The sequence below is a fragment of the Aliirhizobium wenxiniae genome, from assembly GCF_014201355.1.
Classification (GTDB): Bacteria; Pseudomonadota; Alphaproteobacteria; order Rhizobiales; family Rhizobiaceae; genus Neorhizobium; species Neorhizobium wenxiniae.
On the sequence record NZ_JACHEG010000001.1, the window covers coordinates 150373 to 172568 of the forward strand.

The 22196-nt window shown below is 58.8% G+C and carries 24 protein-coding genes; 13 read left to right on the forward strand and 11 right to left on the reverse strand.

Features of this window, described 5'->3' with window-relative positions; genetic code table 11:
* Positions 1 to 14: 14 nt before the first annotated feature.
* Together HNQ72_RS00840 and HNQ72_RS00845 are read right to left on the reverse strand one after the other, a co-directional pair.
* Positions 15 to 317 carry a virulence factor gene (locus tag HNQ72_RS00840; protein WP_183989147.1) on the reverse strand — a complete coding sequence of 101 codons (303 nt, stop codon included), beginning with the start codon at positions 315 to 317 and terminating at the stop codon, positions 15 to 17.
* A gap of 136 nt (positions 318 to 453) precedes the next feature.
* Entirely contained in the window at positions 454 to 1095 is a 642-nt protein-coding gene (locus HNQ72_RS00845) for a DUF1638 domain-containing protein (RefSeq protein ID WP_183989148.1), read from the reverse strand.
* 14 nt (positions 1096 to 1109) lie between these two features.
* Between HNQ72_RS00845 and HNQ72_RS00850 the strand changes: the two genes are divergently transcribed.
* Positions 1110 to 1271: an entericidin domain-containing protein gene (locus HNQ72_RS00850; protein ID WP_148146456.1), complete on the forward strand. Its 162-nt coding sequence runs from the start codon at positions 1110 to 1112 to the stop codon at positions 1269 to 1271.
* 53 nt (positions 1272 to 1324) lie between these two features.
* Here the strand turns inward: HNQ72_RS00850 and HNQ72_RS00855 are convergent, their stop codons facing one another.
* A complete protein-coding gene (locus HNQ72_RS00855) occupies positions 1325 to 2026 on the reverse strand; it encodes a corrinoid protein (RefSeq protein ID WP_183989149.1) in 702 nt (233 codons plus the stop codon).
* Between the two features lie 252 nt (positions 2027 to 2278).
* Here HNQ72_RS00855 and HNQ72_RS00860 point away from each other — a divergent pair, with 252 nt between their 5' ends.
* From HNQ72_RS00860 to HNQ72_RS00880, 5 genes are all read left to right on the forward strand, one after another.
* Positions 2279 to 3853 (forward strand): trimethylamine methyltransferase family protein, encoded by a 1575-nt coding sequence (locus HNQ72_RS00860; RefSeq protein ID WP_183991187.1) that lies wholly within the window; start codon positions 2279 to 2281, stop codon positions 3851 to 3853.
* A gap of 109 nt (positions 3854 to 3962) precedes the next feature.
* Positions 3963 to 4658, forward strand: coding sequence for a 4Fe-4S dicluster domain-containing protein (locus HNQ72_RS00865; protein WP_183989150.1), 696 nt, complete (start codon positions 3963 to 3965; stop codon positions 4656 to 4658).
* Positions 4659 to 4771: 113 nt separating this feature from the next.
* Positions 4772 to 5137: a hypothetical protein gene (locus HNQ72_RS00870; RefSeq protein ID WP_183991189.1), complete on the forward strand. Its 366-nt coding sequence runs from the start codon at positions 4772 to 4774 to the stop codon at positions 5135 to 5137.
* A 165-nt stretch (positions 5138 to 5302) separates the two neighbouring features.
* Positions 5303 to 5830, forward strand: coding sequence for an RNA polymerase sigma factor (locus HNQ72_RS00875; RefSeq protein WP_183989151.1), 528 nt, complete (start codon positions 5303 to 5305; stop codon positions 5828 to 5830).
* A 2-nt stretch (positions 5831 to 5832) separates the two neighbouring features.
* On the forward strand, positions 5833 to 7857 hold the full coding sequence (locus HNQ72_RS00880; RefSeq protein WP_373289341.1) for a VWA domain-containing protein: 2025 nt from the start codon (positions 5833 to 5835) through the stop codon (positions 7855 to 7857).
* Between the two features lie 118 nt (positions 7858 to 7975).
* Here HNQ72_RS00880 and HNQ72_RS00885 read toward each other — a convergent pair whose 3' ends face one another.
* The 6 genes from HNQ72_RS00885 to HNQ72_RS00910 form a co-directional block, all read right to left on the reverse strand.
* Positions 7976 to 8326, reverse strand: coding sequence for a hypothetical protein (locus tag HNQ72_RS00885; protein WP_183989152.1), 351 nt, complete (start codon positions 8324 to 8326; stop codon positions 7976 to 7978).
* A gap of 19 nt (positions 8327 to 8345) precedes the next feature.
* Positions 8346 to 9359 (reverse strand): betaine--homocysteine S-methyltransferase, encoded by a 1014-nt coding sequence (bmt, locus tag HNQ72_RS00890; protein WP_183989153.1) that lies wholly within the window; start codon positions 9357 to 9359, stop codon positions 8346 to 8348.
* Between the two features lie 102 nt (positions 9360 to 9461).
* A complete protein-coding gene (locus tag HNQ72_RS00895; RefSeq protein WP_183989154.1) occupies positions 9462 to 10514 on the reverse strand; it encodes a quaternary amine ABC transporter ATP-binding protein in 1053 nt (350 codons plus the stop codon).
* Positions 10507 to 11415, reverse strand: a complete 909-nt coding sequence (locus HNQ72_RS00900; protein ID WP_183989155.1) for an ABC transporter permease — start codon at positions 11413 to 11415, stop codon at positions 10507 to 10509. Before HNQ72_RS00900 ends, HNQ72_RS00895 begins: the two co-directional genes overlap by 8 nt.
* A gap of 187 nt (positions 11416 to 11602) precedes the next feature.
* Positions 11603 to 12598 carry an ABC transporter substrate-binding protein gene (locus tag HNQ72_RS00905; protein ID WP_183989156.1) on the reverse strand — a complete coding sequence of 332 codons (996 nt, stop codon included), beginning with the start codon at positions 12596 to 12598 and terminating at the stop codon, positions 11603 to 11605.
* Positions 12599 to 13319: 721 nt separating this feature from the next.
* Positions 13320 to 13463: a hypothetical protein gene (locus HNQ72_RS00910; RefSeq protein ID WP_183989157.1), complete on the reverse strand. Its 144-nt coding sequence runs from the start codon at positions 13461 to 13463 to the stop codon at positions 13320 to 13322.
* Positions 13464 to 13765: 302 nt separating this feature from the next.
* Here HNQ72_RS00910 and cobU point away from each other — a divergent pair, with 302 nt between their 5' ends.
* A complete protein-coding gene (gene cobU / locus HNQ72_RS00915) occupies positions 13766 to 14287 on the forward strand; it encodes a bifunctional adenosylcobinamide kinase/adenosylcobinamide-phosphate guanylyltransferase (protein WP_148146463.1) in 522 nt (173 codons plus the stop codon).
* An 8-nt stretch (positions 14288 to 14295) separates the two neighbouring features.
* Here cobU and HNQ72_RS00920 read toward each other — a convergent pair whose 3' ends face one another.
* On the reverse strand, positions 14296 to 15081 hold the full coding sequence (locus HNQ72_RS00920) for a TSUP family transporter (RefSeq protein ID WP_183989158.1): 786 nt from the start codon (positions 15079 to 15081) through the stop codon (positions 14296 to 14298).
* Between the two features lie 181 nt (positions 15082 to 15262).
* Here HNQ72_RS00920 and HNQ72_RS00925 point away from each other — a divergent pair, with 181 nt between their 5' ends.
* Positions 15263 to 16228 carry a nucleoside hydrolase gene (locus HNQ72_RS00925; protein ID WP_183989159.1) on the forward strand — a complete coding sequence of 322 codons (966 nt, stop codon included), beginning with the start codon at positions 15263 to 15265 and terminating at the stop codon, positions 16226 to 16228.
* A gap of 19 nt (positions 16229 to 16247) precedes the next feature.
* On the opposite strand, the gene HNQ72_RS00930 is transcribed toward HNQ72_RS00925, so the two are convergent.
* Entirely contained in the window at positions 16248 to 16973 is a 726-nt protein-coding gene (locus HNQ72_RS00930; RefSeq protein WP_148146466.1) for a Crp/Fnr family transcriptional regulator, read from the reverse strand.
* Between the two features lie 233 nt (positions 16974 to 17206).
* Between HNQ72_RS00930 and hemN the strand changes: the two genes are divergently transcribed.
* From hemN to HNQ72_RS00955, 5 genes are all read left to right on the forward strand, one after another.
* A complete protein-coding gene (hemN, locus tag HNQ72_RS00935) occupies positions 17207 to 18556 on the forward strand; it encodes an oxygen-independent coproporphyrinogen III oxidase (RefSeq protein ID WP_183989160.1) in 1350 nt (449 codons plus the stop codon).
* Positions 18557 to 18700: 144 nt separating this feature from the next.
* Positions 18701 to 18985 (forward strand): acyl carrier protein, encoded by a 285-nt coding sequence (locus tag HNQ72_RS00940; RefSeq protein WP_092662234.1) that lies wholly within the window; start codon positions 18701 to 18703, stop codon positions 18983 to 18985.
* Between the two features lie 18 nt (positions 18986 to 19003).
* Positions 19004 to 19477, forward strand: a complete 474-nt coding sequence (locus HNQ72_RS00945; RefSeq protein ID WP_183989161.1) for a 3-hydroxyacyl-ACP dehydratase FabZ family protein — start codon at positions 19004 to 19006, stop codon at positions 19475 to 19477.
* Between the two features lie 61 nt (positions 19478 to 19538).
* A complete protein-coding gene (locus HNQ72_RS00950) occupies positions 19539 to 20738 on the forward strand; it encodes a beta-ketoacyl-ACP synthase (RefSeq protein WP_183989162.1) in 1200 nt (399 codons plus the stop codon).
* A gap of 11 nt (positions 20739 to 20749) precedes the next feature.
* A complete protein-coding gene (locus HNQ72_RS00955; protein ID WP_183989163.1) occupies positions 20750 to 22036 on the forward strand; it encodes a beta-ketoacyl-ACP synthase in 1287 nt (428 codons plus the stop codon).
* The last annotated feature ends 160 nt before the right edge of the window (positions 22037 to 22196 follow it).

Here is a 22196-nt window from a genome sequence, read left to right on the forward strand (position 1 = left end):
TGGATGACGATCGTTTATGCGCTCTCCCGGCCGCCGGCCTTCACCAGCGCCACGAGCCTGTCCTTGTCGTAGGCGGCTTCAAGGCCTGCCGCCGCCGTATCGGCCTCGGCTTCCAGATCGTCGGAAACCGGCACCGGATCGGCCTTGCGCCATTCGGCCAGATAATCGTCGGTTTCCGCAGCTCCGGTGCGCATGGCGCACATGTCGATTGCCTCGGTGAAGCGCAGCGAAAGCTCGCGTTTGGCGGTCTGCCGTCCCTTTTTAATGATCACCTGAGCCGGGATATCCCGCCAGAAGACGACAATGCGATCCGCCATGAGTTCCTCCGCTTATTCTTTGAACATGCACCGGAAGGTTCGCTCGGTCTGTGCTTGCCACGACGTCGCAACGAGCAAAAAGCGACGTCGCCTCATATTGGTCCTGCGCACATCTGCATGAATGCAGCAAAAGCCTTCAGGCCGACTTGATCGCCGAGTTCAGATCCCCATAGCCGGTAAAACGATATTCGTATTCCAGCCCCAGATAATCCGCGGCCTCGCGTGCCTTGCGCTGCAAGTCCTCGTCCTCCTCCTGCGAGAGATAGATGAGTTTTCTGTAATTGCCGAAATACATTGGCTTCAACTCGGGGTGGCGATCGAGGCCAAGCGGCTCGATGACGAAGGCACGAAACTGGCGTGCGAGAAAATCCGTGAGGAAGAATGACAGGAGATCATCGTCGGCCTTGTCTTTGAAGGCCTCATTGCCGGAGAAGAACGAATAACAGTGCGGCCCCTCGATCCGGGCAATGCCCTCGCGCTCACACAGCCGGTCGATCTCGCCGCCGGTGCCGCAATCGGCATAGGCGAAAAAGATTCTCTCGAACCCGTTTAGTCTGGCTTCTGCCACGGCCCGTTCCAGCCCCGGAACGATCTTTTGCGGATAGGCGTGCCAAATCGCCGGCAGGCAGTTAAGGTCGATATGATCGAGCCCCTGTTGCCTGGAAACAGCAAGAATTTCCCTTGCGATCGCTCCGCATGCGATCACGTGAACTTTTTCGCGAGTTGAACGTTCCATAGCCGGAAAATCACTTTCCGGCACATTTTGATCCTTACCCATCGGAGTATTCCATCATGACGGCCAAGACATTCACAGTTATCGCCGCACTTTTCGCCACCACGGTTTCGCTCAGCTCCTGCGGTAATACGATCCGCGGCATGGGTCAGGATACGGCAAATACCGTGAACGCCACCCAGGACGCCGGTCGTCGTGTAGACCGTGCAGCTTCGCACTAAATCGAGACGGTCGATAGAAACGCGCCGCATCACGTGAGATGCGGCGCTGCCCGTCAGGCGCCTGCGGCCATCAGGTTGTGACGGCGGCTGATGAAATCTTTCGCGGTTTCGACGGCGACTGCTGCGTCACGGCAATAGGCATCGGCACCGACCGCCTTGCCGAATTCCTCGTTGAGCGGCGCGCCGCCGACCAGCACGACATAATCGTCGCGAATGCCCTTTTCCTTCATGGTGTCGATCACGACTTTCATATAGGGCATAGTCGTCGTCAGAAGCGCCGACATGCCAAGAATATCCGGCTTTTCGCGCTCGATCGCATCGAGATAGTTCTCGACCGGATTGTTGATGCCGAGATCGACGACGTCGAATCCGGCGCCCTCCATCATCATGCCGACGAGGTTCTTGCCGATGTCGTGAATGTCGCCCTTCACCGTACCGATCACCACCTTGCCGAGTTTCGGAGCTCCGGTTTCTGCCAGAAGCGGCCGAAGGATCGCCATGCCGGCCTTCATCGCATTGGCAGACAGAAGCACTTCCGGCACGAAGAGAATGCCGTCGCGAAAGTCGATGCCGACGATCCGCATGCCCTCGACCAGAGCCTGGGTCAGAACGTCATAGGGCGTCCAGCCGCGCTCCAGCAGGATATTGGTCGCTTCTTCGATCTCTTCTCTGAGACCGTCATAGAGATCGTCATGCATCTGTTGAACGAGCTCTTCGTCGGAAAGCTCCGATAGAATGATGTCGTCGTCGGACATGAATTCTCTTCCCTGGTTGGGGGCGATGTTCCGGATCGCCCAGATCGTAACGATACCCGCAACTATGTCTAACCGTATTTTGTTTCGGGTTTTCTTTCGTAAGCGACGTCGCACGTCGGAAAGCGACACTCGGCGGCGCATGATAGAATGTCTGTCTCGCACAAGTAGGTGACGCATAAAGGCAGGAGCGTCGCTGTGCGGCGGCCTAGCATGACCATCAAAAGACCAGGTGAGATCGAGGCGAGGAAGATCATGGACGATATCAGCCAGCAGGCGGACGCGGGTGGTGGTTCTGGACGGCGCGGTCGGGGCGAGCGGGGAGCCGCCGGCAGGCGGGCAGCGCGAACGGGCGGCGGCCCCGGCGCATCCTTGCCCTATATCACCCGCAGGATCGGCTCTTACGAGGTCCTCGACGAAGAGGGGCTGGAGCTGATCGAACGCAATGCCGACATCATACTCGACGAGATCGGCATCGAGTTCCGCGACGACGAGGAAGCGCTGGAACTCTGGGCCAAGGCCGGTGCCGATGTGCGCGGCAGCCGCGTGCATTTCCCCAAGGGCCTGTGCCGTGAACTGCTGAAGACCGCTCCGAGCGAGTTTACCTGGCATGCGCGCAACCCGGAGCGCAGCGTCCATGTCGGCGGCAAGGCGACCATCTTTGCGCCCGTCTACGGCCCGCCCTTCGTCCGCGATCTCGATGGCGTCAGACGTTACGCGACGATCGAGGATTTCCGCAATTTTGTGAAACTGTCCTATATGGCGCCGTCGATGCATTCCTCCGGTGGCACGGTCTGCGAGCCGGTCGATGTGCCGGTCAACAAGCGTCATCTCGATATGGTCTACAGCCATATCAAATACTCCGACAAACCGTTCATGGGGTCGGTCACCGCTCCCGAACGCGCCGAAGATACGGTCGCCATGGCGAAACTCGTTTTTGGCGACGACTTCGTCGAGAACAATTGTGTCACGCTGAACCTCATCAACGCCAATTCGCCGATGGTCTTCGACGGCACGATGCTCGGTGCACTGAAAGTCTATGCACGGCATAACCAGGCTTCGGTCGTTTCGCCTTTCATCCTGTCGGGCGCCATGAGCCCGGTCACGGTTGCAGGAACGCTGACGCAAATTCTGGCGGAGGTTCTGGCCGGGGCCGCAACCACCCAGCTCATCCGCCCCGGCTCGCCCGTCCTGTTCGGCACTTTTGCGGCCTCGATCTCGATGCAGTCCGGCGCCCCGACATTCGGAACGCCCGAGCCTTCTCTTGTCTCTTACGGTGCAGCCCAGCTTGCCCGCCGTCTCGGCCTGCCGTTCCGTACCGGCGGTTCACTTTGTGCTTCCAAGGTTCCGGACGCACAGGCAGCCCACGAATCGGCCAATACGCTCAACATGACGCTGCTCGCCGGCACCAATTTCGTTCTCCATGCCGCCGGATGGCTCGAAGGCGGACTGGTCTCGTCCTATGAAAAGTTCATGATCGACCAGGACCAGCTCGGCATGATGCAGAGAATGGCGGAAGGCGTCGATCTGTCCCCCGAAGGCCAGGCCCTCGATGCGATCCGTGAAGTCGGGCCGGGCAGCCATTATCTCGGCTGCGGCCACACCCAGGCGCATTTCCAGACCGCTTTCTACCGCTCGCCGCTCGCCGACAACAATTCCTTCGAGCAGTGGGAAATCGAAGGCTCGAAGCGCATCGAAGACCGCGCCAACGCGCTGTGCCGCTCCTGGCTCGATCACTACGAAGCCCCGCCGCTCGATCCGGCGGTTGATGAAGCGCTTCTCGCCTTCATCAAGGGCCGCAAGGACAGTATGCCCGACGCCTTCACTTGAAGAGAGCCCGAGGCCGCCAGGGAGCAAGGCGGCGCAAGGCAGGTCGCCGATTTTATCCAAGGCAGCGTCTGGCGACCGCATTACGAATACAAGGGGCCGCGCTGAGACGATGAGCGACCCCTCGTCCATCTGTCGCGAGATCGAAGCTGCGCTTAAGCCGAGCGGTATCCAGATCCGCGGCGCGACGGATTTTGCCGAAGGCGAGGGGCCTTTGCTGGTTGATGGAAAATATGCCGCCTCGGTCGTTCTGCTCGGGAATGTTGGCGGCTCGATCTGGCCGGCCTTCTCTAGTTGGAAGGAGCACTACGACTGCCCTGATCCGCTCGACACATGGTCGAAGGAGATCATCCGTCCTCTGGCGAAAGCACTCGGCGGCACGCCCTATTTCCCCTCCGATCCGCCCTGGCAACCTTTCCAGCAATGGGCAATGCGTGCCGAAGGGCTCAAGCCTTCTCCGCTCGGCATCCTCATTCATCCCAAATACGGTCTCTGGCATGGTTATCGTGGTGCGATCGGTTTTCCCGCTATGGTCGGAAAGTCCCATGCCGGAAAGGCCGTCACCGGTGGGAGACATGCCTGTGACGTCTGCGAGACGAAACCATGCCTGACCACCTGTCCCGTTTCTGCCATCTGCATGGATCCTGCGGATTTCGAAGTTTCGGCCTGTCGCAGCCACCTCGTAATGCCATCGGGGCAGGGCGGTTGCATGGTCTCCGGTTGCCTTGCACGCAATGCCTGTCCGGTCGGCCAAGTGTACCGTTATCCCAGGGAACAGCTCAAATTCCACATGCGGGCGCTGGGCTGAGCCGCGTCAAAATCGCCATCGCATCTCAAGCGCATTGCGTCTGCCAACAGGCGCGCTACATTCATGATGTCTGACATATGAAACCAGCCGGGAGGAGTGACTGTATGAAACGTATGTGGCCTGACGAGTTTGACTACATTCTGGACAACGCCGAGGAGGTCATGCTGGAGGCCCCGGCCTCTGTGAATGAAGATGGTGTGGAGCTTGATGCGATCAATCGACCAGCCCTGAAGGTTCGTCTGTCACAGCAGGATTTCGAACGGATCTGGCCACTCGCCGAGGCCCGTTACCGGCTCGATGGACGCTTTGCCGGCAAGGCGATCACGCTGATCGCCAACAATCCACATTATCACGCCTGGCACCCGGCCGATGGCGGATCTGATGATACCGTCTCCGACAGTGGCGCAAAATACACGACGAAATATGTCGTCGCCCACTTCCTGTTCGATGACGTGCGCGAATCCGCGGTCGCAGCCTGACACGACTTGCTGACATGAGACCGAAAAAGGGCCGGTTCCTGACGAAAAGGGGCCGGCCTCTTTTATGTCGATAAGACGATGGAATATTTTTTTCGCTGACCACCCAAGGATTTTCTCCCGCCTGACGTCTAAGCTCCAGAAGACGAGAAAGCGGATAATACGAGCGTGAGCGCCGAGATCCTCAAGAGAGCGTGCGAAGGTGACCGGGATGCATTCTCGGCACTGATCGAAACGCATTACGATTTCATCCATGCGGTCGCCTGGCGGTGGTCCGGTGTCGCAAGCGATGCCGAAGATATCGCCCAGGAGGTCTGCATAAGGCTGGCCCGGGCGATCCGCGGGTTCCGGGGAAACTCTTCCTTGCGTACGTGGCTCTACACCATGACTCTGAATGCGGTACGCGATCACCAGCGCCAGGCCGCTCGCCGCAGTCGCGACGAGAAACGGCTCGCAAACGACCCGCTTTATGCTTCGCCGCCGCCTGAGCACGATAGTAGCGGCGATGACGCACTCTGGGCCGCTGTCCGTACTTTGCCGGAAAAACAGCGTGATGCGGTCTTGCTCGTTTATGCCGAAGGCCTCAGCCACGCTGCGGCGGCCGATGTGATCGGTTGTTCCGAAAAAACCGTGTCCTGGCATCTGCACGAGGCACGCAAACGATTGAAGGACCTTCTCAGGAAGGAGGCAGTCTGACCATGACCGACGAATTCGACAGATTGCGGAACAATCCGCCGGCTCCCACTCCTTCGGAGGCTGCACGCACCCGTGCGCTTTCCGCCGCCATGCAGGCTTTTGACGCGGAAGAAAAAAATGCGAGCCAGACCCAAGGAACAAGCTGGTGGCACCGTCAAAGCTCCATCCTCAACCGGATCTGGAGCAACAACATGATTACCCGGAATCACTACCTTGCAGGCTCGGCGCTGGCCACGCTTCTGCTTGTCCCTTCGGCCGCCTATCTTACTTTCGAACTGACGCGCGGCAGCCTGCCTGTTTCCACCGACATTTCCGCCCCGCCGCCAGCTGCAATGCCCGAGCTAAAGGCAGAAGGGCAGGAGGCTCTCCCGCCGGTCGACCATCGGAGCAATTTCGACGCGGGTGAGACTGCAGAATTGCTGAACAGGCAGGAGGCATCCGGCGGAGCTGCAAAACGATCGCTGCAGCAGCCGGTCAAACCATCGACAGCACCGTTGGTCGAGCCCGTGTCGCCTTCGCCCGCCGGCCCCATGGCCTCCCGTGCCGCGCCGCAGGCGGATGCGCGTTACGGCAATACCGCAACGTTTGACACGGTTGCCCCGCTGCCCGATCAGGGCCGGGACCGTTTCACCAATGCCGATCCCAATCCGGTCAAAAGCGTCGCCACCGATCCGGTCTCGACCTTCTCCGTCGACGTCGACACTGCCTCCTATGCTGTCGTCCGTCGTTCGTTGATGCAGGGAAGGTTGCCCGATCCCGACAGTGTTCGCGTCGAGGAGATGGTCAACTATTTCCCTTATGACTGGCCGCGCCCGCAATCGGCCGAAACGCCGTTCCGCACCACCGTCACCGTGACGCCGACGCCCTGGAATGCCGGCACACAGCTGATGAACGTGGCAATCAAGGGCTATGACCTGGCTCCGTCCACCACTCCGCCTGCCAACCTTGTGTTCCTGATCGACGTTTCCGGTTCGATGAATGAACCGGATAAGCTGCCTCTGCTGAAAAGTGCCTTCCGCCTATTGGTCGGCAAGCTGAGACCGGAGGACAAGGTCTCGATCGTCACCTATGCCGGTTCTGCCGGCACGGTGCTCGAGCCCACGTCCGCCAGCGAACGTGGCAAGATCCTGAACGCCATCGACACGCTGCAGCCGGGTGGCTCGACCGCCGGTGCGCAAGGCATCGAGGCGGCATACGATCTGGCGCGCCAGGCTTTCATCAAGGATGGCGTCAACCGCGTCATGCTGGCGACCGATGGCGATTTCAATGTCGGCGCATCGAGCGATGGCGATCTCAAGCGCCTGATCGAGGATCGCCGTCGCGACGGCATCTATCTGTCGGTGCTCGGCTTCGGTGAAGGCAATCTCAACGATAGCCTGATGCAGACGCTTGCCCAGAACGGCAATGGCACGGCCGCCTATATCGATACGCTGGCGGAGGCGCAAAAGGCGCTGGTGGACGAGGCTGGGTCGACGCTTTTCCCAATCGCCAAGGATGTAAAAATTCAGGTCGAATTCAACCCCGCGCGGATCGCCGAATACAGGCTGATCGGTTACGAGACGCGTGCGTTGCGACGGGAGGATTTCAACAATGACCGCGTCGATGCCGGCGATATCGGCTCCGGCCATGCGGTGACGGCGATCTATGAGGTCACTCCGAAAGGCAGCGAGGCCGTGCTCAACGATCCGCTGCGTTATGGCAAACCGTCCTCCGAAACGCCTGCTTCCGACGAACTCGCCTTCGTCAAGCTTCGCTACAAGCAACCGGATGGCGACACGAGCAGGCTCATCACCACCGCGGTGACACAGGCAAATGCCGTCAGCGATTTCAACGCGGCGCCGCAGGATGTCCGCTTTGCAACGGCGGTTGCCGCCTTCGGGCAGAAATTGCGGGGCGCCGGGGCGCTTGAAGCCTATTCCTACGGCTCGATCCTCGATATCGCCCGCAACGCGCGCGGCGAAGACCCGTTCGGTTATCGATCGGGTTTCCTGGATCTGGTCCGGCTCGCAGAGACGCTAAAGCGATAGGCCTGCAGCATGTCTCCCGAAAGTGGCCACCGGTTTCGGGATAAAGACATGCGCAAAAACAGGGAGCTAAAGCATGGCAAGCGAATCTTGAGCATCACGACGTGCTTTAGCTCGCTGATCAGACCGGCGCCTTGGGATAGGCTCGCTCCAGACCACCGGAGCGGGTCAAGCCTTGTTTGAAGGCCAGATAGGCGGGATGCTGGCTGGATTTTCCTGCTTCCGACAGACGGATTTGCAGGCGGTCCGGCGCTGTGTTGCCGAGCCACTCACCGCATTTTTCGAGCTTCAGCGTATTAAGGAAACGCGCCTCCGAAGCCTGGTCTAGATAGAGATGCAGACCAGCCAGGATCAGGTCGTCCTGGACCGGATTTTCCATCAGAAGGTTAAGCCAGCTCTGTTTGTCTTCGGAAAGGCTGGCCAGCCCTTCGGCTACGGTTTCGCGGCTGCCTATTGGCGATACACTGGTCATTCTGTTCGTCCCCGTTGCCTTAACTCCGGCGACGACGGCGCTCCCGGCCGGAATCGCCACCGGATTCGCTCGCCGTCTTATTGCGGAGCGGGCCGATCTTGTCGACGATTTCTTCGATTTTCGGGCGCGGGCGCGGCGTATAATCGTCCAGCGCTGCGCGCATGGCCGAAAGATGCTCGCAGGAAGTACCGCAGCAGCCGCCTATGATTTTTGCACCCGCATCGCGCGCCAGCCGCGCATATTCCGCCATCAGCGGCGGTGTGCCCGAATAATAGATTTCAGAACCGCGAAACTCCGGAATGCCGCAGTTGCCCTTGACGATGGTGATCGCATCCGGGTTGGCCTCGGTCATGTCGAGAAGCGAGGAAAGAATGTCGGACGCACCGACGCCGCAATTCGCCCCGACTGCTTCCGGTCCGCTGCCGACATCCGCGGCAACACCATGGATATCCTTGGGATTCAGCCCCATCATCGTTTTGCCGGCCGTGTCGAACGATCCGGTATAGGTGTACGGAAGGCCGACTTTCACCGCCGCTTCTGCCGCGGCACGGATCTCGTCCGCTGCCGACATGGTCTCGATCCAGGCGACATCGACGCCGCCGGCCTTCAAGCCTTCCATCTGTTCGGCAAAGGCCTCGACTGCATCCTCATAAGCCAAGGCTCCGAGCGGGATCAGCAATTCGCCGGTCGGCCCGACAGAACCAGCAACGATCACCTTTCGGCCCGCGTTGTCCGCCACTGTGCGCGCAATCTCGGCCGCTCGCCTGTTGAGTTCAAACACCCGGTCCTGCGCATGATGCAGCTTCAACCTGTGGCGAGTGCCGCCAAATGTGTTGGTGAGAATGATGTCCGCGCCAGCATCGACAAAATCCTGATGCAGCTTGGTGATCCGGTCCGGATGCGCCTCGTTCCAGAGTTCCGGCGCTTCGCCTGCTTCGAGCCCTGCGGCGAACAGATTGGTTCCGGTTGCGCCATCCGCTAGCAGAACGCCCTTTTCTGCAATGAGTGCGGTCAATGGATTGGCTGTCGGCATGGCACCCTCCTGAAGCTGAAAGTAAGACATAAGGATTTCTTTATATCCTTTCAACTGACAGGATATGTGCAGGCTGCGACGGCGGCGCTTCTGTTTCCGTCTTCACTCAGCCGCCATCTTGGAGGTGTCGGAACCGGCGGGTGTCACCATTGCCGCCATCATCGTCTGCAGGTCGAGTGTGCCGATCGGCGCTCCCGCCGCGTCGGTTATCGTCGCCTTGGTCTGACCGCTCTCGGTCATCGCCTTCGCGGCAGCTTCAAGCGTGGTTGTTGCCTCGATATGCACGCCGTCCGCCAGCCCGTCGAACGGCTTCATCACCGTTTTCGCCTGGATCACCCGGCCGCGGTTCACCTCCTTGACGAAGGCGGTGATATAGTCATCGGCCGGTGACAAAACGATCTCCTGGCCGGTTCCTTGCTGTACGACCTGGCCGTCACGCAGGATGGTGATCTTGTCACCAAGCCGCAAGGCTTCGTCGAGATCGTGCGTAATAAAGACCACGGTCTTCTTCAGTTCCGCCTGCAGGTCGAGAAGAACGGTCTGCATGTCGACGCGGATCAAGGGGTCGAGTGCCGAATAGGCTTCGTCCATCAACAGGATGTCAGCATCGTTGGTCAGTGCGCGGGCAAGGCCGACACGCTGTTGCATGCCGCCCGAAAGCTGGTTCGGATAGTGGTTCTCGAACCCGGACAGCCCTACGCGTTCGATCCAGTATTGACCTTTCTTCAGGCTTTCCGAGCGGGGAACGCCCTGGATATCGAGCCCGTAAACGGTGTTCTCTATCACTGTACGATGTGGCAGAAGCGCAAATTTCTGAAATACCATCGCCGTCTTGTGGCGGCGGAATTCGCGCAGGTCCCGCTCGTTCATGCCGCAGACATTGACACCGTCATAAATGACCTCGCCATAGGTCGGTTCGATCAGCCGGTTGATGTGACGGATCAACGTCGATTTTCCGGAGCCGGAAAGTCCCATGACAACGGTGATGCCACCGGCCGGCATGGAAATGTTGATGTCCTTCAGCCCAAGAACATGGCCGTAGCGTTCATTTAGTTCCGCTTTGGAAAGGCCGTTCCTCACTGCCTCCACATGCTGTCGGGCATTTGACCCGAAGATCTTGTAGAGGCCTTTTATCTCTATGCCGTGACTAGCCATGCACCACCTCCGAATGACGCTGAAGCCGCATGCCGAAGGCCTGGCTGGTTCGATCGAAGATGATGGCGATCGCCACAAGCGCAAAACCGTTAAGGAAGCCGTAGGTGAAGAACTGATTGTTGATCGCCTGCAGCGTGTTGCGGCCAAGCCCTCCGACCCCGACCATCGAGGCGACAACCACCATGGCAAGCGACATCATGATCGTCTGGTTGATGCCGGCCATGATCGTCGGCAGCGCCAGCGGCATCTGCACGTTCCAGAGTTTCTGGCCTCGGGACGATCCGAAAGCATCCGCCGCTTCCAGCACCTCCTTGTCGACCAGTCTGATGCCAAGATTGGTGAGGCGGATCATCGGCGGCACGGCGTAGATCACCACCGCTATCAGCCCGGGTACCTTGCCGATCCCGAAAATCACCACCACCGGTATGAGATAGACGAAGCTGGGCATCGTCTGCATCACGTCGAGGATCGGATTTATCACGCCCTGCACGCGTTCCGATCTCGCCATTAGGATGCCGATCGGCAGGCCGATGACGATGGCAATCAATGTCGACACGGTCACGATTGCCAGCGTCGTCATCGTGTCTTCCCACAGTCCCACAAGGCCAATGAGGAGCATCCCGATCGCGGTGCCGATGGTTATGCGGATGCTTCGGCTGCCAAAATAGACGATCACCAGCATGACGATCAGAACGACGGTCCAGGGGGAGGTGGTGAACAGCCTTTCGAGATAGTTTAGGAACCATTGAAGCGGTGCTTTCAGCGCATCGATTATATATCCGTATTCCCGCACGAGGCCTCTGAAACCGTCATCGATGACTTGGCGTGCCTGGCGAATATAACTGTCGCTGATGGCCGGAAACCGACAGAAGGCCTTTGGCAGGAACTCGCAGATCGCCATGCTCTTCCCCTTGTTTTGCCTGTTTGCATTTTGCCAGCATGGCTTTCCGACATTGTTTTATGCTCGGGCTGGCAATTGTCGCGGACGAATTGGCGCTCCGCACGCCCATAAGTCACCTTATGCTGCGCGCTTCCGTGACATCATCCGGTGGAGAGGCGGCGGCAATCCACCGCCTCTCTTGTCCGCATCAGAGAGATGCCTTGACCTTTTCGGCGATCTCCGGCGAAACCCACTTGGTCCAGACGTCCGGCTGGGTCTCCAGAAAATGCTTTGCTGCGTCCGCATTGGTGCCCTGGTTGTCGGTCTGCCAGGCGAGAATGCCGTTGACCGTCGCATTGGTCCACTTGCGGGCCTTGATATAATCCATCGCAACACCCGCCTTGTCGGCGAACTGCTTGGTCACGACCGTGAAGGCCTGCGATGTCGGATAGGAATTGATCTTCGGATCGGCGCAGTCCGGAACGGCGGTGCATCCGTCCCAGTTTGCCTTGTCGTGCGGCACGTCGAAGGACAGCTTTACCATCTCGTATTTGCCGAGAATGGCAGTCGGGGCCCAGTAATAGCCCAGCCAGCCGGTTTTCTTTTCAAACGCGTTGGCGATCGAGCCATCGAGGCCCGCAGCGGACCCGGTGTCGACCAGATCGAAACCTTTATCCTTGGCGCCGAGGGCGCGATAGAGATTTGCCGTCGAAACCTGGCAGTTCCAGCCGGATGGGCAGTTGGTCACTGCGCCCTTGGACGGATCTTCCGGGGCAGGGAAGAGTTCCGGATGTTTGAGCGCCTCTTCGACGGTCTTGATGTCCGGATGGGCGTCCGCCAGGAATTTCGGGATCCACCAGCCTTCGACGGCACCATCGGCAAGGATTTCGGCGGCCTCGATCAATCTGCCTTCCTTGACCGCCGCATCGAGCGGGGTGCGCACGGCATTGACCCAGAATTCGGGTGCCATGTCGGGCTGCGCCTTCTCGTTCATCGAAGTAAAGGTTGGCATCGTGTCGCCGGTAACGAGTTCAACGCTACAGCCATAACCTTCTTCAAGGATGATCTTGTCGACATTCGCGGCAACGCCGGCCGAAGCCCAGTTCATTTCAGCAATAGAGACGGAACCGCAGTCGGCATAGGCTGCTCCGGCAAACCCATAAAGACCGGCTGCAAAGACGGTGGAAGCGAGGAGTTTTTTCATCGTAAGACCTCCCAGTCTTGGTGTTGACAATCGATATGTGGAGCCGGTGTTACCGAAATCCGTGATGAAAGCGCCTGGGAGCGACGAGGCCGCACCCTCTGAATGGTCGCTGTCCCCATGCGTCTTTTTGCTACCTGGCAACAGCCACAGATAGGGCGCATTTTTCTGTCAGCGCAGGCAGCGTACGGCTTAAATCAAATAAATCAACAGTAGCTGTCAGCGCTGCTTATCCGAGAGTTTCTCGTAACTCCTTGGAAGAACGTGATTTGTACTGCTTGGAAGGCCTAAAAACGATCAATTGCCGCCTATCTGCGCTGTCCGTATCGGCGCAACTTCGGCGCGATCATAAATGGCGATAAAGTCACGCCCGAAATTTGACCTTTTGTAGCCGATTAGCGGCGCGAAAAAATTTCGGAAAAAAGTACGGTGCACCGAAAAAACGCGTGATCGGTAAATATTGTTTGCTTCTCGCACTCCCCAATAACCATCCGGTAAGGAAGTGTCGCTAAATTTCGTGACGCGGACAAGACATCCGTCAGTGGCGCCGGATTTTTGGTAGTGCGTACCGGCTGCCTCTTTATAGCCCTCAGGCTAGTTCATCATATCTAAGGTATTTCGGAAACGTGACGCAGCAAGGATGCACTTTTAAGTGGCATCAAGGCGGCTTGCTATCCACCGTCCGCGTGATGTGCGGGAAAGCCCCAATATCGGTTGGCGGGCTTTAACCGGAATTGGATGTTCTGATGAAGCCGAACAGCGACATGCGGCGTGCGGTGTCCGACGGGCGCGTCTGACGGAATGCCCTGGGGGTTTCGGAATTCCAGGCGATTTGCAGGCCATTGCTGTTTTTGAATACGTAGAGCATTTGGGTGTTTCCTCAGTGGCTGCGATCTCGTCGCGACGCCTTATGTTTTGTCGATCCAATACGCCTCGCAAATCCACGACGCCCCTCTGTAAATCGTCACGCGATGTCGCAAAATGAATAGTGCGTCTAAATGCGCAGGCAGGCGGTGATCCGGTTCGGATTTGCGGGGCCTGTTGACTTCACGCCCCGCATGTCCGACGATCTGAGTGCAATACGAATCCAGACAAACCCGAACACGGACCGGACGCCTCTGACATCTACGAATCGTCCGGTTTCGTCTGGCCTCTATGCGACCTTCCTCAATGATCCTATCCGGCAAAACAGCTCTTGTGCTCGGCGGCGCCCGCTCCGGGAAATCGGCCTTTTCCGAGCGCCTGGCTGAAGCTACAGGCCTCGAGCGCCATTATATAGCAACCGGTCGCGCCTATGACGACGAGATGCGCGAACGGATTGGCCGCCATCAGGAGGATCGTGGGGCATCCTGGGTGACGCATGAAGAGCCGGTCGAACTTTCCCATACGCTTGGCGCAATCGACAGGCCGGGACGCGTGGTGCTTGTCGATTGCCTGACGCTCTGGGTCACCAATCTGATGATGGAGGGCGAAGATATCCCGATGCGCTGCGCCGAACTCGCCGCACAACTCTCCAGCCTCGACGCCCGTATCATTTTTGTCTCGAACGAAGTCGGTCTGGGTATTGTGCCGGAGAACAGGATGGCGCGCGAATTCCGTGATCACGCCGGGCGCCTGCACCAGCAGATTGCCGCCTCGGTTGACGAAGTGTTCTTCGTGGCCGCTGGGCTACCCCTTCGGATGAAGGGGTAATCTTCCTCTCACCAGCCGAGCCAGAGCCGGGCAGGGTGGTTCGGGTCCGCAAGAAGCTTTGTCGCCAGCACAAGGCATGACAGCACCAGCAACGGCTTGATGATCTTCGCGCCCTTTTTCATCGCCAGTCCCGAACCGATCTGCGCGCCGATAAACTGGCCGACCCCCATCAGCAAGCCGACTTTCCACAGGATCGATCCTGTCGCGACGAAGACCAGGAACGAGCCGAAATTCGAGCCGAAATTGATGAGCTTGGTGTGTGCCGTCGCTTTCAGCATGCCGAAGCCTGCGAGAAGCACGAAGCCGAGCATATAGAACGAGCCCGCGCCCGGCCCGAACAGGCCGTCATAAAGCCCGACGAGCGGCACGGCGGTCAGGCCGAAAACGAATGGTGTCACCCGCCGCCGCCCATCCGTATCCGACAGGCTGGGCTTGAAGGCGAAGAACAGCGCGATCGCAATCAGCAGGAAAGGGATGGCGGCGGCCAGCGCCGAAGCCGGAACGACCGAGGCAAGCACTGCACCCACAGCACCGCCTGCGGCTGCCATCAGCGCCATGGGCAACTGGTTACGCAGGTTGATATGTCCCTTGCGCGCATAGGCAATCGTTGCCGACGCCGCGCCGAACTGGCCTTGCAGCTTGTTGGTCGCGATCGCCTCCAGCGGCGGTATGCCTGCGATCAGCAGGACGGGAATGGTGATCAGCCCGCCGCCGCCGGCGATCGAATCGACAAAACCTGCAAAGCAGGCGGCAAGGAACAGGATGAACAGCAATTCGAAAGCAATGTCGGGCACGGAGAATGCAATCACTGGGAGGGTGGATCTCAGGAGGGAGCCGCCTTTTGGCACCGAACGTGTTCACGGGCAAGGCCCCGGATAGCCTGGTGCCAACGGATGACTTTGCGGGATTGCGCCTGATCCGAATGCCGTTATGGTGCGCGGCTTCGCATTCGATTGAAAGACTGGATAAGCTCGCATGCTCAAAGTGATATTCGACACCGACCCCGGCGTGGACGATGCCATGGCGCTCCTCTACCTGCACCGGCATCCGGGCATAGATCTCGTCGGTGTCACGACTGTGTTCGGCAATGCTCCGATCGAGATCACGACCCGAAACGCACAGTACCTGCATCAGCAGTGGAAGATCGAAGCGCCCATCGCCGGGGGGGCGGGGCGGGCCTATGATGATGGCCGCGATGCCGCACATTTTGCACCGGTCGTTCATGGCGAGGACGGGCTTGGCAATATCGGCGTGCCGCTGGACGTCGACCATCCGCTTGACGAGCGCTCGGCCACACAATTCATCATCGATACCGTCAGGGCGGACCCTGGCAATGTCACGCTTGTTGCTGTCGGCCGCATGACCAATCTGGCGCTGGCGCTGAAGGCAGATCCGCAGATCGCTTCTCTGGTCAAGGAAGTAGTGATCATGGGCGGCGCCTTCGACGTCAACGGCAACGTGACACCGGCGGCCGAGGCCAATATCCATGGTGACCCGGAGGCTGCGGATGTCGTCTTCACTGCGCCCTGGAAAGTCACGATTATCGGCCTCGATGTGACCCTGAAAACAACCATGTCTTCTGATTATTTGGCGAAAATGGTCGAGGCCGGGCCTTCGGAGCTCAAGCTCCTTTCCGACCTGTCGCAATATTACATCGATTTTTATCGCCAGCGCGTTGGTCTGGACGGCATGGCGTTGCACGACAGCTGCGCCTGCGTTTATCTCACCGAGCCACATCTCTTTGAAGTTCGCACCGGGCCGGTTCGTGTCGTTTGTGGCGGCCTTGCAGATGGAAAGACTATCCAGGCACCGGATCAGGTCCGCAAATATGTCGGCAGCGCCTGGGATGGCGTGCCGAGTCAGGTCGTTTGCACCGGCATCCAGCCGGAGGCGGTACTCGAAGCTATCCGTGCTGTTCTCGTCGAAGGACGTACGCCGTAATCGTGGTGTGTGCGGGCGGTCAGTCGCCGCCCGCGGTCACGGCCAGCTTGTCGAGATCTGGCACATAAACCTGCCGGTTGTTTTCTATGTGAATGAGGCCGTCCTTGCGCAACTTGGTCATCTGGCGGCTGACCGTTTCGATCGTCAATCCGAGAAAGTCTGCGATATCTGCGCGAGACAGCGGCAGTTCGAAGGCGCAGGCACCGAGCCGGTCGGGGTCGGCATGTGCTGCTACCAGAACCAGAAGGCTTGCGACTTTCTCGCGGGCCGATTTGCGCCCCAGCGTCAGCATCCAGTCCCGCGCTTCGTCCAGTTCCGTCAGTGCCTGGTTGTGAAGACGGCTGCCGAGTTCCGATGATTCGGAGATCATCCGTTCAAGAATTTTTCTCGGCAACACGCAAAGTTCGGCATCTGTTGCCGCTTCCGCCGCCATCAGGCTTTCGCCGAGAAACGGCCGGCCCATGAAATCCGGCGCAAATTGCAGGCCGACGATCTGCTGGCGTCCGTCTGCCATGATCTTCGACAGCTTTATGACGCCCCTGAGTATATTCGAATAGGAATGAACCTGCTGGCCCTGGCCGATAAGCTCCGTACCGGCTTCTACCGCCCTGCGTTGCGAATGCTTGTTCAGCTCTGTGAGTTGAAGCGGGGTGAGCGTCGAACAGATACCGCTATGACGGGCGTCGCAGGCGCGACAGACCAGCGGCACCTCGTGAATGTCCAGAATTTTTAGCTGCGCATCCATTCCCATTCCCCCACGCCGGCACATCTGGCCCGAAAATCGGAATTGATTTTCGCAAACCTGATACACTGCTCAAAAGCTGCAGCACTCCTCATTCACCTGACGAAAGGTGCGGCGCTGCAGGCGGCGATCGATGGTCCGAACTTGGTTCAGTTGCCCTTCTCATGCTTGATCCAAGTCAAAGTCGCTAAAATATTCCGCAGGTAGCTCTTGAGGCACATGAGAAGAGGTGTGCGATGAGCGAAAGATTGCTTGCGAAATATTCAGGCTCTGTGCCGCGATACACTAGCTATCCGACTGCGCCGCATTTTCACACTGGTGTAAATTGCGACATCTATTCGCAGTGGCTGTCAAAGCTGGATACCGGCAACAATCTGTCACTCTATCTTCACATCCCCTATTGCGATCGGCTCTGTTGGTTCTGCGCCTGCCATACCAAGCAGACGCTCCGCTACGATCCCATAACAACCTATCTCGCCGCACTCCGCTTGGAGATCGCTGCTGTCGGCGCGAAAGTGCCGAAAGGTGCAAAGGTCACTGCCATACATTTCGGCGGCGGATCGCCGACAATGCTGAAGCCTGAGGACATGACAGATCTGATGGCCTGTCTGCGGGCATCATTCAATGTCGCCGCCGATGCCGAAATCAGCGTCGAAATGGATCCGAACGATCTTGACGAAGCCCGTTATGATGCGCTGGCGGCGATTGGTCTGACGCGCGCAAGTCTCGGCGTTCAGGATTTCGATCCGACCGTACAAAAGGCGATCAATCGCATCCAGACCTTCGAGCAGACCAAGTCCGTCGTTGATGCCGTCCGTGCACGTGGCGTCGGTTCGGTCAATTGTGATGTGCTCTATGGGCTTCCGCATCAGACGCTGGAAGGCGTCGGGCGAACGCTTTCCGACATTTTGTCCCTTTCGCCCGATCGCGTGGCGCTTTTCGGCTATGCTCACGTTCCGTGGATGAAGAAACATCAGACGATGATACCCGAATCCGCATTGCCGGATATCGGCGAACGCTTCCGTCAGAACAATTTTGCCAGTCAGCTTCTTATTGAAGCGGGTTACCAGGAGATCGGTATCGATCATTTCGCAAAGCCGTCTGATTCGATGGCCGTAGCGGCAAGGACAGGCCGGCTGCGGCGCAATTTTCAAGGCTACACCACCGATAGCGCTGATGCGTTGATAGGTCTTGGCGCGTCTTCCATCAGTCAGTTGCCGCAAGGCTATGTGCAGAATATGCCGGCTACCGGCGAATATCAGCGCATGGTCGAAGGCGAGGGGATGGCGGCGGTCCGGGGCGTGGAAATGTCTGAAGATGATCGTATGCGCGCCTATGTCATCGAGCGGCTGATGTGCGATTTTGGCTTCGATTTCATGCCCTTGCTCGCCAACTTTCCGGCGGGCGCTCACGCGTTGATTTCCGAGGCCCGCGCTTTTGCTCGCAGCAATCCGGATGACATCTGTCGCGTCGGCAACGCATCCTTCACGATTACGCCGGAGGGGCGGCCGTTTACCCGCACGATTGCCGCGGTCTTCGATCGTTATCTTGAGAGCGGGCGTGGCAGGCACTCTATTGCGGTATAAGTCGCAAGCCTTCATGATTGCGGTGTTAACGATTGCTGTTTAGGCAACAGTTTCGGTGCAAATTTTGCGTCCGAAAAACGAAGCCATTGGCATTTGGAACCATTTTCCCTATGTGGAGCTACGAATTACCTATTCTCAAAGGACATGGGCGTGACTGCTACATTCGACAAAGTTGCCGACATCATTGCTGAAACCAGCGAAATCGACCGGGAAACCATCACTCCGGAAAGCCACACGATCGACGATCTCGGCATTGATAGCCTTGATTTCCTCGACATCGTGTTCGCGATCGACAAGGAATTCGGCATCAAGATTCCGCTCGAGCAGTGGACCCAGGAAGTCAATGAGGGCAAGGTTTCGACGGAAGAATATTTCGTTCTGAAAAACCTCTGCGCCAAGATCGACGAGCTGAAGGCGGCAAAGGGCTGATGCCCTGTCGTAAACCAGATGCTGCTTGAATATTTCCAGATGATCGATCGGGTGGAAACACTCGATCTCGAAGGAAAGACATTGACGGCGCGCTCGACCGTGCCGGCAAAAAGCCCCGTATTCGAAGGTCACTTTCCCGGCATGCCTCTAGTGCCGGGTGTCCTTCTTATCGAAACGATGGCGCAGGCGTCCGGCATGCTTGTTCTCGCTGCCACCGATTTCGCCGCCATGCCGTTCCTAATGTCCGTCGACGGTGCCAAGATGCGTTCATTCGTAGAGCCGGAAGCCGTTCTCGACATCGAGGCGTTTTTGGAGCACGAGGGCTCAGGTTACGCCGTGACCAAGGCGAAGATCACCTCTGGCGGCAAGAAGGTTTGCGACGCACAGCTCAAGCTGCGAACCATGCCGTTCTCCGAAATTCCGCTGGCGCCGATCGTGCGCAAGCGCGCCGAGGAAATTGGTCTGGTCGCTGCGATGAAATCCGGCGCCTGAACGCGTCTCCCAAACGCGCTTGGGCTCCATTAGATGCGCAAGGTCCGCAAAGAGGACGAAGATGAAGTCTGACAATGATGTTGTTATCACCGGCATTGGTATCGTCACCGGCCAGGGTGTAGGCAAGGAAGCGCATATCGCTCTCCTGTCTGGTGCAGCAGCCGGCAAGCCGACCGTGGACACCGAGCGGTTCGCTCCCTATCCGGTCCATCCGCTTCCGGAAATCGACTGGTCTGCCCAGATCGTCAAGCGCGACCAGCGCCAGATGGAAAACTGGCAGCGGCTGGGCGTATTTTCAGCGGGTCTCGCGCTTGATGATGCTGGACTGAAGGAAGATGTCGAAGCCTGTGCCTCGATGGATATGATCGTAGCGGCTGGTGGCGGCGAGCGTGACATCAAGGTCGATTCGCTGATCGTAGACGAAGCGCTGAAGCGCAACGACCGTGACATCCTGTTGAACGAGAAGTTGACGACAGAGTTGCGGCCGACGCTGTTCCTCGCGCAGCTCTCCAATCTGATGGCCGGCAATATTTCGATCGTTCACAAGGTAACCGGTTCGTCGCGCACCTTCATGGGCGAAGAGGCTGCCGGCATTTCCGCCGTCGAAACTGCCTATCATCGCATCAAGGCAGGTCAGTCAAGCCACAGCCTCGTCGGCGGCGCCTTCATAGCTGAGCGTGCAGACATTCTGCTCCTTGTCGAAGGTATCCGCGCCCATGCAACGGGCGACTGGACACCGCTCTGGTCCCGCTCGTCTGAGAATGGCGGCGGCATGATTACGGGTTCGGTTGGCGCATTCCTCGTGCTCGAGAGCCGCGCACGTGCGCAAGCGCGCGGTGCCCATATCTACGCAGTCATCGATGCCGTCGAAGGCGATCGTGGCAACCGTGACGAAGGTAAACTCGAAAAGCGCCTGTCGCGTCTCGCAACTCCCGCTTCCGGCCTCAAGGGTGAAGACACGGTCGTGTTTTCCGGTGCAAGCGGTCTCGTCGATCTTGCCGCCCGCGAAAAAGCTGTCCTGGAAAAGGAATTCGAAGGCGCCGCCATCCGCGGATTTGGTGGGGCAACCGGCCACGGGCTGGAAGCACAGTTCCCGCTGGGCCTGGCACTCGCTGCTCTTTCGCTCGATGGCAACAGTCTCGTGCCGGTTTTCGACGCCGAAAACGAAAAGCAGATGACGAAACCTGCAAGTCATGCCGTGGTGACAACGGTCGGTTACACGCGCGGCGAGGGCGTCGCAGTCCTCTCTAAGAACGCGTGAAGGAGTAGACGATGAGTGACAACCGTTTCACCGACCATCTCGGACGTCCGCTCGTTGCCGTCACCGGCATGGGCGTCATTACCTCGCTCGGTCAGGGGCTGGCCGATAATTGGTCGGCGCTGACCTCCGGCACTTCGGGCATCCATAAGATCACCCGTTTCCCGACCGATGGCCTGTCGACTCGTATCAGCGGCACGGTTGATTTCATCACCGTCCCTGCCAACAATTCAGTCGAACGCTCTTTTGCCTTTGCCCGCGAAACGACCAGAGAAGCATTGGCTCAAGCCGGTCTTTCCGGCGATTTCGATGGTCCGCTGTTTCTTGCGGCCCCGCCGGTAGAGCCTGAATGGCACGACCGTTTCGCACTGGCTGATCGCTCCCCGCCTTCGAAAGCCGAGGGGGATGCCTATGAGCGGTTTCTGGCCGCCATGCGCGAACGTCCCGATCCGGTCTTCCTCGAAGCGGTGCAATTTGGCTCGATCTCGGAGCGCCTCGCCGACATGTTCGGCACGCGCGGTCTGCCGGTAACGCTGTCGACCGCCTGTGCATCGGGCGCGACCGCCATCCAGCTCGGTGTCGAAGCTATCCGCCAGGGTCGCACCGATCGCGCACTCGTTGCGGCGACCGATGGTTCGGTCAGCGTCGAGGCGCTGGTACGCTTCTCGCTGCTTTCGGCGCTTTCGACGCAAAATGACCCGCCGGAAAAGGCATCAAAACCCTTCAGCAAGGATCGCGACGGTTTCGTCATCGCTGAAGGTGCTGCGACGCTCGTGCTGGAATCGGTCGAATCCGCGCTCGCTCGTGGTGCCACGGTTCTCGGCATCATCAAGGGGCTGGGCGAAAAGGCCGACCATTTCCATAGAACCCGCTCTTCGCCGGACGGTGGTCCCGCGATCGCGACCATCCGTGCAGCGCTCGAAGATGCAGGCATGGACGAAAGCGGCATCGGCTATATCAACGCTCATGGCACATCCACACCGGAAAACGACAAGATGGAATATGGCTCCATGCTCGCCGTCTTCGGTGATCGCATGAAGAACATCCCGGCCTCGTCGAACAAGTCGATGATCGGCCATACGCTGACCGCGGCAGGTGCTGTGGAGGCCGTGTTCTCGATCCAGACCATGCTGACCGGAACCTTGCCGCCGACCATCAACTACACCAATCCCGATCCGACGATCGAGCTCGATGTGGTGCCGAATGTGAAGCGCGATGGGCAGCCGAAGGCCGTCCTGTCGAATTCCTTCGGATTCGGCGGCCAGAACGCCAGCCTTGTCATGACGCTGGAACCGGTCTAAGGCCTGCGCCACAGGTAGGAACACGTCATCCCCGGTCTCGCACCGGGGATTTTGTGACGTGGCTAGATAAGAACGAAGGTCGGCAGATGCTCGGGCTCGCCCGAGCATGACGCATATTTGGACGTCAGTGCAGGCCTCGTGAATCCGGAAGGAAAATGAA

Bases quoted from the DNA above. Each gene is read 5' to 3' on its own strand.
- HNQ72_RS00900 (WP_183989155.1), bottom strand. From the start codon at position 11,415: ATGGCGATCTGCGAGTTCCTGCCAAAGGCCTTCTGTCGGTTTCCGGCC.
- HNQ72_RS00885 (WP_183989152.1), bottom strand. From the start codon at position 8,326: ATGACCAGTGTATCGCCAATAGGCAGCCGCGAAACCGTAGCCGAAGGG.
- HNQ72_RS00865 (WP_183989150.1), top strand. From the start codon at position 3,963: ATGAGCGACCCCTCGTCCATCTGTCGCGAGATCGAAGCTGCGCTTAAG.
- HNQ72_RS00905 (WP_183989156.1), bottom strand. From the start codon at position 12,598: ATGAAAAAACTCCTCGCTTCCACCGTCTTTGCAGCCGGTCTTTATGGG.
- bmt (WP_183989153.1), bottom strand. From the start codon at position 9,359: ATGCCGACAGCCAATCCATTGACCGCACTCATTGCAGAAAAGGGCGTT.
- HNQ72_RS00955 (WP_183989163.1), top strand. From the start codon at position 20,750: ATGAGTGACAACCGTTTCACCGACCATCTCGGACGTCCGCTCGTTGCC.
- HNQ72_RS00850 (WP_148146456.1), top strand. From the start codon at position 1,110: ATGACGGCCAAGACATTCACAGTTATCGCCGCACTTTTCGCCACCACG.
- HNQ72_RS00945 (WP_183989161.1), top strand. From the start codon at position 19,004: ATGCTGCTTGAATATTTCCAGATGATCGATCGGGTGGAAACACTCGAT.
- HNQ72_RS00855 (WP_183989149.1), bottom strand. From the start codon at position 2,026: ATGTCCGACGACGACATCATTCTATCGGAGCTTTCCGACGAAGAGCTC.
- HNQ72_RS00930 (WP_148146466.1), bottom strand. From the start codon at position 16,973: ATGGATGCGCAGCTAAAAATTCTGGACATTCACGAGGTGCCGCTGGTC.
- HNQ72_RS00860 (WP_183991187.1), top strand. From the start codon at position 2,279: ATGGACGATATCAGCCAGCAGGCGGACGCGGGTGGTGGTTCTGGACGG.
- HNQ72_RS00895 (WP_183989154.1), bottom strand. From the start codon at position 10,514: ATGGCTAGTCACGGCATAGAGATAAAAGGCCTCTACAAGATCTTCGGG.
- cobU (WP_148146463.1), top strand. From the start codon at position 13,766: ATGATCCTATCCGGCAAAACAGCTCTTGTGCTCGGCGGCGCCCGCTCC.
- HNQ72_RS00950 (WP_183989162.1), top strand. From the start codon at position 19,539: ATGAAGTCTGACAATGATGTTGTTATCACCGGCATTGGTATCGTCACC.
- HNQ72_RS00925 (WP_183989159.1), top strand. From the start codon at position 15,263: ATGCTCAAAGTGATATTCGACACCGACCCCGGCGTGGACGATGCCATG.
- HNQ72_RS00880 (WP_373289341.1), top strand. From the start codon at position 5,833: ATGACCGACGAATTCGACAGATTGCGGAACAATCCGCCGGCTCCCACT.
- HNQ72_RS00910 (WP_183989157.1), bottom strand. From the start codon at position 13,463: ATGCTCTACGTATTCAAAAACAGCAATGGCCTGCAAATCGCCTGGAAT.
- HNQ72_RS00845 (WP_183989148.1), bottom strand. From the start codon at position 1,095: ATGGGTAAGGATCAAAATGTGCCGGAAAGTGATTTTCCGGCTATGGAA.
- HNQ72_RS00840 (WP_183989147.1), bottom strand. From the start codon at position 317: ATGGCGGATCGCATTGTCGTCTTCTGGCGGGATATCCCGGCTCAGGTG.
- HNQ72_RS00940 (WP_092662234.1), top strand. From the start codon at position 18,701: ATGGGCGTGACTGCTACATTCGACAAAGTTGCCGACATCATTGCTGAA.
- hemN (WP_183989160.1), top strand. From the start codon at position 17,207: ATGAGCGAAAGATTGCTTGCGAAATATTCAGGCTCTGTGCCGCGATAC.
- HNQ72_RS00870 (WP_183991189.1), top strand. From the start codon at position 4,772: ATGTGGCCTGACGAGTTTGACTACATTCTGGACAACGCCGAGGAGGTC.